The sequence below is a fragment of the Streptomyces sp. NPDC012508 genome (assembly GCF_042902595.1).
GTDB lineage: Bacteria > Actinomycetota > Actinomycetes > Streptomycetales > Streptomycetaceae > Streptomyces.
The window spans coordinates 14079-26102 of the sequence record NZ_JBIBEO010000002.1 but is presented as its reverse complement, the minus strand read 5'-3'; the positions used below and the strand labels follow the sequence as shown (position 1 = coordinate 26102).

Sequence of the window (12024 nt, the reverse complement as noted above, 5' to 3'; positions counted from 1 at the left end):
AGGTTGCCGGCGGCCTCGATCCGGTCGTAGACGCCCCAGCCCGAACCGAGGTAGGTCCGGGCCGACGCCTGGTTGATACCGCGCCAGCCGTCGGTCGGACGGTAGAAGAGGTCCGTGCGCCACAGGCGGCCGGCGGAGTCCCGGCTGAGCAGGTCGGGGCTGCCGTTGTCGTTGAAGTCGTGCGGCTGGGCCTTACGGACGACCTTGAACGTGCCCTTGGCGGTGACGTCCGGGCCGATGCCGTTGGCCGGCTCGCCGGTCAGCTCCCAGGTGTGGTCGCCGTTGGGGGCTTTCTCGGCCCAGGGGGTGGATGACCAGCGGCGCAGACTTGCGTCGCGCCGAACAGGGCCGCAGTCCTGGGGGGAGTCACGGCAGCTCGATGCCGGAGGCCGCAGCTCGATCCATCCGCGTGAACTGCACCATGCTCATGGGAGTTTCGGTCCTGAGCGGCTTGCGGTTTGGTGAAGGGGGTGCGGCTGGGGCTGGTGGCCGCGGGGCCTCCGTGCCCGGCTTTTCTCACCACTCGGCGGCACCCGCCCGGCACCGTCAGTTCCTGCCGTCCTCGCCGCCATGGCGGGGCCATATCGCCACAGCGACGAGGACAGCCGCCCACACCCCCAGCGGGGTGGCCGGCCAGTAGTACGTCAGCTCCCCCTTCTGCAAGCAGCGCACGCCCCAGATCGCCGACATGAGCACCAGCCCGCCGAGCCAGTACCGCCACTCCGCGAGCCACTCCGCCATGTCCTTGCGGTCCCGTTCGGCCCGGGTCGGTGTCGGGGTCGGCAGGTCGGCGGTGAGGGCACCGAGGTCGTCGGCGGTCCGTGCCAGCAGGGCCGAGTGGACCCGGCTCGCGTGTTCCTGCGCGTCGAGCCGACCTACGGCCAGCGCCTCGGCCAGGATGCCGAGGGCCCGATCGCGGTCGGCGTCCGAGACCCGCACCGCAGGCATGGAGGGTTTGCTGTGGTCGTCCTCCATCGTCTTCCCCCTTCGTCGTTAGGATACGACTGTATCTCAACGAGGGGAGGTGGCTCATGCCGAAGACCGTCGACCGGCCCGAGCAGCGCCGGCAGATTGGCGCCGCACTGCTGCGGCTCGCCGCCGAGCGCGGCCTGGACCAGATCAGCGTGCGCACCGTGGCCGCGGCCAGCGGCCGGTCCGCCGGGGCCGTGCAGAAGTACTTCCGCTCCAAGGAGGAGATGCTGGTCTTCGCCGCCGAACTCGCCGGCGAGCGCGTCGAGGAGCGCATGGCGCTCGTGGACACCGGCCTCCCGTTGCGCCAGGCGTTGCGCGAGCTGATCCTCACCACGCTCCCGCTGGACGAGGAACGCCGCGCCGAAGCCGCCGCGCAGCTTGCCTTCGCCGTGCAGGCGGCTCATCACCCCCGCCTCGCCGCGATCCGGCGCCAGGTCGACCACGACGTCAGGGATGTCCTCGCGGCATGGCTCGACAAAGTCGGCTGCCCCGAGGCCGGAGCCACCGCCGACGCTGTCATCGCGCTGAGCGACGGGCTTGCGCTGCGGATGCTTTACACACCTGCCGAACAGTCCTCACTTCTCGACGCCCTCGACCGCGCACTCGACGTGCTGACACCGGACGTGCCGTCGGCGACTTGAAAGGGATGCTGGTGGCACGTCGCGCCCACAAGCGGCAGGGAGTACAGAGGTCTGGGATGGATGAGCCCTGGGCGGGGGCGTCGGCGGCGGCAGAGTCGAGCACGTGGTCGTAGAACCACCCACTTGGGCTACCGAGGAACTCACGGACGCCCAGGCACGGGGGTGGTTCTCCATGGGCACGGCTCACGAGATAGTCCGCAGCAATGTCGAGCCGCCGGATAGGTCTGGTCCGGTCGCTCGCGTACCGCACTGCCGCCGCTGTCCCGGCTGGTGGCTTTGTAGGCGAGAACGGGGCTCTGGCACAGATCTTGGGGAGCGGTCGCGGAGGGTGACGATGCCGTTCGATTTAAGAGGGTGGTCACGAACCGCAGCTGCCCGACTCGAACGCTCCCCCGAGGACGAGATCGGTTCTGGATTCGCCTACACGATCGTCCTGTCACACACTCACGGCGCACCCGAGCTCGCATAGAGCGGCCAATTCCCCGGCCAACTGCGTGCCAGCAGACTCACAACTCTACGAGGCGCCAAGTTCTCCTATGGTGTGTGGCTCCCGTCCATCCGGGTGCCGTTGGCAGTACGTCCAGGGGGTGAGCGCCGATGCCGAGATGGCCTCTCGGCCTGTGGAGTATCCCAGGTCGATCCGCGCGGCCTGGTCGAAGGTGAAGTCGACTTCTATAAGCCCCACGGCAGCAGCCACTGCCGTAGGCAGCTCGGACAGCAAGAGCGGTTGTGTTGGCACGCCGTATCGGCTGTAGCGATCGTCGTGCTCCTCGTCCCAGGTGAAGAGATACGGCGCCCGTGCCAGCTCGATGACGCAGTGCTGAGGACAGTCATATTCCACACACCCCGCATCAAACCACTCCGGGTGCCGCGTCTTGGCCCAGGCTGTCGCCTCATCCAGGATCTGCACATGGGCGTTTGCTGCCGAGGGCACCGGTCCGAATGCGGAGTAGAACAACCCGACTCGGTCGAACGGATCTACCGCCCACCAGTGGAACTGGAGTCCCCAACGAGGATGCGTCATGGGATAAGCATATTGAGGCGTCGTAGCCCCTTCGGTGCCCCGGGCCTGACCTACGGCGAAGCCTGGCGTTCATTCCGTTCAGATCCGGTCGTACCCAGTTGTCCAGCTGGGTACCGCAGGCCCCAAGTGATCAGATCTCGAACGACGACTGCCTGCCCGACTCCGATGCTGCCGTTTCTCGGTTCTGGCGCAGATCTTGGAGAGTGATCGCGGAGCATTACTGGAGCATGATCATCTTGCGGAGAAGTTTGAATCCGGCTCGGCGGTAGAGCTGCCGCTTGATCTTCTTGATGCGGTTGACGGCCCCCTCGATGCTGCCCGAGCTCCAGTCGAGAGTGAGCCCGGCTGTCACGGCGTCGAGGTCTCGGAGCAGGTGGAGTGCGAAGCCGGTGAGGCCGGGTAGCCGGCTGGCGTCGACTGCGTCGATCCAGGCAGGGAGTGTGGCGCCGAGGCGGCCGGTGAGGATCTCGCCGAAGTCGCGGACGTGTCCGGCGGCCGTGTCCAGTTCAGGGCAGCGGGCCAGGACCTCCTTTTTCAGGCCGACGCGGTCTTCCTCGACCAAGGTCGTGGGGTGGCGGGTGAGCCAGCCGGTCACCTGCCGCACCGTCGGCGGCTGGGGCGGCGCCTCGGAAGGAACTCCGCGCAAGGTGGCGATGTGGGAGCGGACCATGCCGTACGTGACCGGGGCGTGCTCGGCGACCAGTTCGCCATGCAGTCGGGTGACGCTGGTGCATCCCTCGGCGAATCGCCGTTCGAGGTAGGGCTTGTAGGGGTCTAGCCTGCTGGGCCGGGGCGGGTTCTCGCGGATGGTGTCCTGCCAGCGTGCGGCGTTCGCGTATCGGAGCACGGTGTTGAGGCCCCAGCCCAGGTGCCGGGCGATCGCCCGGCGTGAGTGGCCCTGGGCGAGCATCTCGTGGACCAGGGCGTGTGCGGCCTTCTTGCGCTCGGCCCGCCGACCGACGGGGTCCGAGTCGTCCGGCGGCCGACCGGGAGTTGGTCGGGTGCCCTGCAGCAGCATGCCGCTGGGCGACGGATTGCGCAGGCAGTCGCGGTGGGCGGCGACGCCGGTCTCCACGGCCCGGCCGAGGCCCTGCCACAGGTGAAAGCGGTCAGCGACTTGCAGAGCGTCGGGGGCTCCGCGCCGGGCGCCCTCGGCATAGGCGCCTGCCCGGTCCCGGCAGATGATCTCCACACCGGGGTGGCGGATCAGCCAGGCGGCCAGCGGCCCGGCTTCACGCGTCGGGAGGATATCGACCACGCAATGGTCTTCGACGCTGGTCAAGACGGTGGAGTAGGTCTGGCCGCGACGGATCGCGAAGTCGTCCACGCCCAGCACCCGTGGAGTACTGAATCGCGGATCGGGCAGCGCCATGATCCTGCGTAACAAGGTCATCCGTCCCGCGCCGAAGCCCAGTTGGGCGGCCAGTCGGGCGCCGGCCCGCCCGGCCAGCGCGAGCCCCACTCGCTCCAGGGCGTGGTTGAGTCGCGTGGTGAACCGTGCGTACGGGGCGGCCAGCCGGGAGAACGGCTCAGCGAACGTGCGGCGCGGGCAGTCCGCCGACCCGCAGATGAAGCGCCGGACCGTCAGCCGGATCACAAAGCCCTGCTCAGCGAGCGGAAGGTCCTTCAGCCTGCGCTGGTAACGGTCGTGGACTCGATCCGAGAAGCGGCCGCAGTCCGGACACGCCGCCGCGGCCGCGCGACCTCTCGCCGCCACCTCGACCGTGCCGAACGCGGCCGTAACCGCCTCGACATCCACCTCGTCGATCCCCTCGAACACCAGCGAGTCCCAGAACGGTGCGTCGGTCTGCATGGCAGCACCATCACCGTCCACAGCCGACCAGAGGAGCGGACGGAATGCACCTGAGGGAGCGTCACTTCCGACTGCGAGACGCCAAGGCGTACGCCGTCTCGCACGAGCCAGTCCCTCGCAATCGAACATCGAGGTAACGCTCCGCGACGGCTCCCCAAGATCTGTGCCAGAGCCGAGTTCGGGAGTCACTCACGGCCCGATGGGTGGTTCGAGCGACATCCCCTGAGTAGTTGAGGTACAGGAATTCCTGGCAAGATTGATCTTGATGGGAGCGACTGGCGGAGGAAAATGGGCCGGGTGTTCCGGATGAATGGCTACGCCTCCGCGGTCAGAGCTCGCCGCGGCGTGCGAGCTGCCTCAGCGCGTTCTCACGGATGATCTCGTTCTCGTCGTCGCGCAAGCCCTCGAGGGCTTCCCGGGCCTCCGGGCCGGCAATGGCGCCGAGAGCCCAGATCGCCTTCACCGCGAGCGCCCGGTTCTCGTCCCAGTCCAGGTACTCAGGAACCCAGCGAGTCGCCAAGACCAGCGTCGGCACCGTCTTGGGCGAGCGGAGCCTGCCCAGCATGGACACGATGTCCTCGTATTCCCTGTGCCAGTCGGCAGGGAACAGCTCGATCAACGGCTCCAGGAACTCTTCGCCCGAGGCGTTGGCGGTGGCATGGACGATCAACGCCATCGCGACGTCGTCGGCGTCCTGGCGCTCCATGGCGTCCCGAAGCAGCCGGAGCGCCAGGGCCCCACCGTCGGACTCGCCGAAGTGGGCGAGCACCTCGTCGAGCGTGCGCGTCGGGGGCGAGCACGGTGCGACCCCCAGGCCCATGATCAGGTCCCGTTCCTCTGGGGTCATCACCTGATCACCTCCCATGCGTTGAACGTCCCAGTTCTTGGGAGGACCCTAGCAAGATCATTCTCAGCGGTGCCTCCCGAACTCGTGAACATCGTCCAGGGCGCCTTCTGAGCTCATCGACACACGACTCCCGTTCTCGCGAACAGAGCCACGGCTGGCGTGATCTGGACCGCGGCGCCCCCACCGAAGGGGTGGAAGGTCAGCAGGAGCTCGGCATCCTCGACTGACGTTCATCGACTGCGAGGCGTGCGGCTCAGCCGGCTCCGACGGGCAGGGGGCCGACCCGGCTCTCCAGCCAGGCCGGCAGGTCGAGCAGCCGGATGCCTTCCTGTTCGTTGGGGTCGGTCCGCGCGACCAGGCACACCATGTCCTCGTCACCTGTGCTCACCGGCATGTGCGGAGTGTCGGCCGGGATGTGGATGTAGTCACCCGCACGCAGCACGACATGCTCGGCCAGGTCCTCGCCGTGCCACACCTCTACCTGGCCGGACTGGATGAAGATGGCCGACTCGTGACCCTCGTGAAGGTTAGGGCGGCCCCGGCTGCCAGCGGTCATCACCAACCGATGCAGACACAACCGCTCAGCCCCCACGGACTGCGCGCTGATGCCTGCCCCAAACAACCCGCCCTGGACCCCCTGGTACTGCCCGCTCCGAACCACTGCGCACAACTTCTGATCTGCCATAAGCGCAGTACAGCAGCGCGCGCACGGCGTTCGAGCAGTTCAGGCCAGCCCTCCGCCTCAGGCTGACCTACGCCGCATCGTCTTCTTCGCCGTCGCCTTCTCGGCGGCCGCCTTCCTCGCCGGGGCCTTCTTCTTCGGCTTGGGCATCTCGTGCACGGTCGCGTGCTCTTCCTCGCCGCGGGAAGCCTTCGCCTTGGCCACCGACTCCTCCAGCGCGGCCATGAGATCCACGACCTGCCCGGCCGGCGCGCCCTCCGCGCCTTCGGGGGCGGCCGGTGCGCGGTGTTCGGCCTTGGCGGCGATCACCTCGACCAGGGGGTTGCGGTACTGGTCGGTCAGCTCCAGCTCGTCGAGGCGGTCCACGGACAGGGCCTCCGGGAGGGCCATGGCCCCTGCGAGCTCCTTGGCGGTCAGCTCCACGGTGTCCGGGGCGGGCTCGCCGGGGTCTCTGACTTCGTCGTCGCAGCGCATGGGCGTGGAGGAGCAGCGCGTCGCCGTAGGGGCGCAGGAGGCCGAGTCGATCGCGGCCGCGGAGTGCGAACTTCGCGACGGCCACCTTCTCGTTCCGGCACAGGGCCTGGCGCAGGAGGGTGTACGGCTTGGCCGCGACCTGGCCGTCTGCGGTGACGTAATAGGACGACTCTCCGATGTGGCGGGGGACGATCGACTCCCACGGCACGAAGGCGACGATCTCGATCGCCTTCGCCGTGGGCAGGGGCATGTCGGCGAGATCCTGGTCGGTGATCGGGATGACCTGATCCTTCGCGATCTCGTAGCCCTTGCCGATGTCGGCTTCGGTCAGCTCTTCGCCGCTCGGCGCCACTCCGGCGCTCCGAACACAACAAGGGGGCCACCGTGCTCGACTCCACCACCGACCGCATCGCCGCCGGCGCCACTCTGGTGGGCGCCGCCGCCACCCTGATCGCCGCGTGGGGCACGTGGATTACGTGGAGGCACCGACCCGAGAAGTAAGCCCGGACCGGCACCTGGTGAAAACCCCGACCGGCTCCGGAGCCGGTCGGGCCTCATGGCAGTATCCGCCGTATGAGTGAGTGGGGGATCGCCCTGATCGCCGCTGGGTCGGCCATCCTGGGCAGCATCACGACCGGGTTCTTCGCGTGGAAGGCCGGCCACCGACAAGCGGCCGCGGCCGAGACTGCAGGGCAGGCGCAGGCGGCCGCGTTGATTGCCACCGTCCAGGCCACGCTGGACGAACAACGTCGCGCACGGGCCGGCGAACGGTGACGTCAGGTCTACCTCGACTTCCTGGAGGCCGCCCAGATCGCCGATCTGACGATGAACGAGGACACGATGGGCAGGATGGCCAGCACTGAGAGCGCGGTCGCCCTTGAAGGGCCGGATTCCGTGAGCGAAACGGCCCACCTCTACCTGAAGGCTGTGGGGAACTGTCATGCGGGCCGCATCGAGGGAGAGGCTGTCGAGGACGCCCGGCATGCCTACATGGCAGCCGCCCTCCACGCCCTCGACGGCGCCTGATCCCCCGCCCCCGTCCTAAGCGCGGGACGGGGGCGAGGGGCGGGCGACGCCGAGGCAGTAGGTGGGCCGCCAGCGTCACGCCGTGATCAGCCGGTTGAGTTGTCCATCACGGCCGGTGCGTGTGGCGCCACCATCCCCCCCCGCGTACAGCCGGGCCGCACGCCCACACCGAGGGCCGCCGATCTCGGCCCGCGGACGCCGGACTCAGTCACTAGAGGTGCGCGGCAGCCCAGGGACACAGCAGTATTCGCAGGTCCCTGCATAGACCCGCCTGATGCCGGGCTCTTCCAGAAGCGGCCTCGGAATCGCGGGCCGGCTCTCCCAGCATGCCCCCAGCCGGCCGGGCGGTTCATGCTGGGCTGTTGTCGGACGACATGACGGTGTCTGCGCCTGCGAGACAGGGGGTTGTCATTGGATGCCCGTGATGCAGGGCGGATGCCGAGCACCTGGCATTGAGAGCCGTCAGGTTGGATAGCACCGTGGCCAGACAACCCAAGATGAAGAAGAAGCGGCCCCCCTTCGGCATCCCAAGGGAGATCACCCTGCTGGGGGGACAGGACGTGTGGCCCTACACGTTCATTGCCGAAGATTCGAGCGGTGGGTGCGGGAAGGTTGCCATGCCTTCTGACGCAGCCGTTGAGGATGTGCAGGCGGCGGTCTGCGCCCTCCTTGCAGACCTCACCCGCAGTCTTCATGGTGTCGATATCGACGTTGCATGGTCCTCCCAGACATCCGAGTCGTGGGTCGGGCGGATCCGGCAGGTCCCCGTGGCGTAGTTCAGGCCGACGGGTGAGTGAAGGCCGGCTGAAGAACCGCAGGAAGGCCATCGAGCGGAAGAACGATGTGTCCTGACCGCCAGCGATCAGCACACCGGGTCTTCACCCGGCGGGATGAAGGCGTCGGCGCTATCAGCGTCCTCGACATGCCCCTGGGCGTCGACCGTGATGGCCGTCGCCCGCCCCTGCGAGGTGATGAGCCAGGCCAGCACCTGTTCCGTCAACGGCGTTCCCCCCGGGCCCTCGTCCTTCCAGTGCACCTGCCAGCCTCCGCCAGCCACCGCGGCCACGACCTGGTCGGCTCTCTCCAAGTGGGAAAAGTCCTCGTAGTCCGTCACAGGACGCAAGGCGCCACGCTTGGCATCGACGACCAGAGCTGCCCCGGTCTCCTGGTCCCAGCCCTCTACACGCACCATGCGGCCGGTCTCAGTGTCGGTGCCACTGAAGATCGCGGTCCAGCCGGTCTGATTGAAGTATCGAAGAGTCACCGCCCCATCATCTCGAACACTGGCTCTGCCTATGAGAACAGGGCCTGCTCGCTGTTCACGAATGCGGAAGCAGTGCAGTGAGCGTTCCCCGTTGAGCAAGGACACGGGCCCGTAAGAATTCGCGGCCGAGCGGAGGCGCCCCGTGCTGGGCTACGAGTACAGCTGCCACCAGCGGTCCGCCTCAGCGCGAGCCACTTCGGCGTCGTACTGACTGGCTTCGAAGTGGAGCTCAGGCGGCGGGTAGGGCATGGCGCTGTGGCTCACCTCCCACGGAACCTCCCAGTCCGACCACTGCACGACCTTCCCGAACCGCGCACGGCCACGGCCAGGAAGCCGCAGCAGCCACCAGTGCAGTCGGGTTCCCCCAGCTCCAGGCGGCGAACCTCGCCGGTCGCCCGGAGAGGGCTGGGTCGGTCGGCCGGCAGCGCATCAGCCGCGTACGATCCGCCCCGCCTTCGCCGACCGCCGCTCCGACCACGTCCTCACCGTTGACCCAGAACCGCACCTGGGCAGGGAACCGTGGTCCCGGCGGCAACGCCTTGATCTCCAAGCGATCGAACATATGACCACGCTACGGGGCGCGCTGACGTCGGAGCGTGGCCCAGCAAGACACCTACCTCCGCCCGGTCGACGGGAGGGTCCACAGGTGCCTCCCATTCTCGGGATCTGGCTCAACTTCTGTGGTGAGTGCCGAAGCCTCAACGCCAGAACCGCCCCTTCGCGTGCGGTCGCTGTTTCGAACGGCGGCATGGTTCCAGGAGCCACCGACATCGGTCACGCAGCGAGGAGGACTCGCTTGAGGAGTACCGGCCCTGCCCGTACCTGCAAGGCCGAGGCCATCGTGCCACGTCCTGGACGATTGGACGTCCCGCTTCATCGCCCAGTTCGCCGCCCCCGACGCCCAGCGCCTCACCCTCAGCCGGGACGGTCGCAGCTAGCACGTCCTGATCGACGTCGTCTCCGGATCGTGGGCCGCCGTCTACGCGGAATCGGGGCGCTGGATCACCCACCAGGACGGTCCGGATTTTCTGTGGGACGCCGTGGAGGCACAGCTCCGCCGCTGGCACACAGCCGGGAAGCCCGCCATCGAGAAGGCAACCCGTCACGGTCACCGCACAAGGCCGGACCCTCACCTGGTAACTCCACAGAAGGGCCCGCGCATCCACCTCCTGGCCGATGAGCAGGTCCTTCTGTCGCGGCGCCTGCACCGGACCGTGAACCTGCGAAGGTCCTGGGGAGCGAGCCACAGGGCTGTGCGGCCTTGCGCGGCCTCGCCTTGTGGATCCGTGGGTGGGGTCGTGGTGAAGGACTCGACTCTCTGGTCCGAATCCGGGTTCGTAGCAGCGCGAAGGAAACTCGGTCACACATGCGTCAATGGGCCGGACGATCTCCCCGACGCCTCCGCTCTGATCGAACGACGCCTGGGCATTCCGAGGTTGCGGCCCCCATGACCCTGACAGTCTGGGACGAGGACGTCTTCTACGAGCTGATTGAGACGTTCCGTGCCTCGTCAACCGTCCCCGGCCATGACGTGGAAGCCTCTTCACAGCAGAGGAGCGGGCGCGTTGCAGGGCCCTCCGGCGGGAGCTGTCGGCGATCGTGGGAGCCATGTGGATGCTGATCCTGGTCGTCTCGGTGCTTGCAGCCGTAAACGCGGTCAACAACCGGTTGGCCCCCGGCTTCTACGTGCCGGTCTGCGTCACCACGGCGGTCCTCCTCGTCGTGATCGCGCGGCTCTCCGGACTGACAGCGGACGATCTGGGGCTCGGCAGGGCCTCCGCCCGCCGCGGACTGCGATGGGGGCTGATCCTGGTGGTGGCAGTCGTCACGGTGTACCTGGCGGTGCTCGCCATGCCGTTCACTCGGGACGTCTTCCAGGACCAGCGTGCCGCAGATCTGACCGTCGGCGAGTTGCTGTACCGCGTCCTGGTACGCGTGCCGCTCGGCACAGTGCTGCTGGAGGAGATCGCCTTCCGCGGCGTGTTGTGGGCGATGTTGGAACGGCGGTGGGGCCACATCTGGGCGACGGCTCTCTCCTCCGTGCTCTTCGGCCTCTGGCATGTCCTGCCCTCACGCGGGTTGACTCGCGCCAACGCGGCGTTCGAGGCTCTTTTCGGCACCGGCCCCGCCGGCGTGGCTCTGTCGGTTGTGACGGGCGTCGTCGGCACTGCCCTTGCCGGGGTCCTGCTCTGCGAACTGCGCCGCCGATCAGAGAGCCTGATTCCGCCCATGGCATTGCATTACGCGGTGAACAGCACGGGGTACGCGTTGGGCTGGGCTGCGGGGCGGTGGTGGGCGTAACGCCCTCCCAGGCCCTCCTTGTGCCGTGAGCGCTCCATGCGGCACCGTGCGCTGGGTCGAGCGCTCGGCCTGAGGCATCCTCCCGCGGGAGGTGGTCTCGGAAGTACTGCGAATCCAGCCTCTCCTCCTGCACGAAGAGCGGACGTCTAGGGTGCGCTTACCCGAATCGTTGCGAACGCGCCCCGCCGGGCGATCACCGACTTCACGCCGAGAGGCCCTCGCCAGCCACCCGGGCCAGAGCTGAAGGAGCCTGCCAAGGCCGGCTGTCCGCTCCTCGCAGGACATGACGAACCTCGCTTGGGCGGCGTCCGCGAGGATCGCGTCGAGCTGTGTCGGTGTCAGCCGGCGCTCCTATGATCACCGCATGTCTGATGCCTTCACCGTTCTGTGGACCCACGACACGTGCCGTGCCCTGCGCAAGGCCGGCCGTGTGGGCGAGCGGCCGCCGGTCGCCTACTCCGGCGTTCACCAGTCCCTGCCCACCTGGTCGGGTGCCCGCGCTGGCGACGAGGTGTACGCCCTGCATGTCAACCGGTGCGAGGTGTTCGTGGTGTCCCGGATGCGGGTGATCGACATGGAGCGGCACGGCTGCTGCGGCACTGCTCCGGCATCGTGGCAGGATCCGTCGTTTCCCGGGCACGATGACTGGTCAATGCTCGGCGCCGGAGGGTGCGGTGCCACTGCGGTGCACGTGGATGCGACACCCGTGCGCTTCGACACGCAGATACCCCGTGACCTGCTGTCGACGCTCACCTGGCGCAACGGCCGGGGCAAGACACGCAGTCTGAAGTACGTGGTGGACGGCCGCCTGGAGCGCTCGGTCAGCCTCCAGGGCTTCTATCGGCTGACCTCCGAGTCTGCCGACGCGCTGGCCGAGCTCGTAGAGAGCAGCGCCTCGGGCCCGAGGCACCTCCGGAATACCGCCGCTACGACTACGGCGGGGGTGAACTGACGATCAACTGGCAGATGCCCTGGCCTTC

13 protein-coding genes and 1 pseudogene are annotated in these 12024 nt (G+C 68.1%); 6 read left to right on the top strand and 8 right to left on the bottom strand.

Going from position 1 to position 12024, the window contains the following annotated elements:
• Positions 1-546 precede the first annotated feature (546 nt).
• Positions 547-975, bottom strand: coding sequence for a DUF1707 domain-containing protein (locus ACFY8U_RS06000; protein WP_389566275.1), 429 nt, complete (start codon positions 973-975; stop codon positions 547-549).
• A gap of 56 nt (positions 976-1031) precedes the next feature.
• Between ACFY8U_RS06000 and ACFY8U_RS05995 the strand changes: the two genes are divergently transcribed.
• Positions 1032-1613, top strand: coding sequence for a TetR/AcrR family transcriptional regulator (locus tag ACFY8U_RS05995; protein WP_389566272.1), 582 nt, complete (start codon positions 1032-1034; stop codon positions 1611-1613).
• 514 nt (positions 1614-2127) lie between these two features.
• Here the strand turns inward: ACFY8U_RS05995 and ACFY8U_RS05990 are convergent.
• From ACFY8U_RS05990 to ACFY8U_RS05965, 6 genes and pseudogenes are all read right to left on the bottom strand, one after another.
• Positions 2128-2637: a hypothetical protein gene (locus tag ACFY8U_RS05990; protein WP_389566270.1), complete on the bottom strand. Its 510-nt coding sequence runs from the start codon at positions 2635-2637 to the stop codon at positions 2128-2130.
• Positions 2638-2854: 217 nt separating this feature from the next.
• Positions 2855-4450 carry an ISL3 family transposase gene (locus ACFY8U_RS05985; RefSeq protein WP_389566267.1) on the bottom strand — a complete coding sequence of 532 codons (1596 nt, stop codon included), beginning with the start codon at positions 4448-4450 and terminating at the stop codon, positions 2855-2857.
• A 328-nt stretch (positions 4451-4778) separates the two neighbouring features.
• Complete coding sequence (locus ACFY8U_RS05980) at positions 4779-5297, bottom strand: HEAT repeat domain-containing protein (protein WP_389566264.1); 519 nt, start codon at positions 5295-5297, stop codon at positions 4779-4781.
• A 253-nt stretch (positions 5298-5550) separates the two neighbouring features.
• Positions 5551-5853, bottom strand: a complete 303-nt coding sequence (locus ACFY8U_RS05975; RefSeq protein WP_389566261.1) for a cupin domain-containing protein — start codon at positions 5851-5853, stop codon at positions 5551-5553.
• A 186-nt stretch (positions 5854-6039) separates the two neighbouring features.
• A complete protein-coding gene (locus ACFY8U_RS05970) occupies positions 6040-6453 on the bottom strand; it encodes a hypothetical protein (RefSeq protein WP_389568330.1) in 414 nt (137 codons plus the stop codon).
• A gap of 61 nt (positions 6454-6514) precedes the next feature.
• Positions 6515-6805 (bottom strand): annotated as a pseudogene (locus ACFY8U_RS05965) (Ku protein); the annotation flags it as partial.
• A gap of 221 nt (positions 6806-7026) precedes the next feature.
• Between ACFY8U_RS05965 and ACFY8U_RS05960 the strand changes: the two are divergent.
• The 3 genes from ACFY8U_RS05960 (at position 7027) to ACFY8U_RS05950 (ending at position 8255) form a co-directional block, all read left to right on the top strand.
• Positions 7027-7227: a hypothetical protein gene (locus ACFY8U_RS05960; protein ID WP_389566258.1), complete on the top strand. Its 201-nt coding sequence runs from the start codon at positions 7027-7029 to the stop codon at positions 7225-7227.
• A gap of 51 nt (positions 7228-7278) precedes the next feature.
• Positions 7279-7479: a hypothetical protein gene (locus ACFY8U_RS05955; protein WP_389566256.1), complete on the top strand. Its 201-nt coding sequence runs from the start codon at positions 7279-7281 to the stop codon at positions 7477-7479.
• Between the two features lie 497 nt (positions 7480-7976).
• Complete coding sequence (locus ACFY8U_RS05950; protein WP_389566253.1) at positions 7977-8255, top strand: hypothetical protein; 279 nt, start codon at positions 7977-7979, stop codon at positions 8253-8255.
• 86 nt (positions 8256-8341) lie between these two features.
• Here ACFY8U_RS05950 and ACFY8U_RS05945 read toward each other — a convergent pair whose 3' ends face one another.
• The gene (locus ACFY8U_RS05945; protein ID WP_389566250.1) at positions 8342-8743 is read right to left on the bottom strand and encodes a hypothetical protein; all 402 of its coding nucleotides are present in this window, start codon (positions 8741-8743) and stop codon (positions 8342-8344) included.
• 1614 nt (positions 8744-10357) lie between these two features.
• Between ACFY8U_RS05945 and ACFY8U_RS05940 the strand changes: the two genes are divergently transcribed.
• Positions 10358-11044, top strand: a complete 687-nt coding sequence (locus ACFY8U_RS05940; RefSeq protein ID WP_389566247.1) for a CPBP family intramembrane glutamic endopeptidase — start codon at positions 10358-10360, stop codon at positions 11042-11044.
• Positions 11045-11408: 364 nt separating this feature from the next.
• Positions 11409-11996 carry a hypothetical protein gene (locus tag ACFY8U_RS05935; RefSeq protein WP_389566244.1) on the top strand — a complete coding sequence of 196 codons (588 nt, stop codon included), beginning with the start codon at positions 11409-11411 and terminating at the stop codon, positions 11994-11996.
• Positions 11997-12024 lie beyond the last annotated feature (28 nt).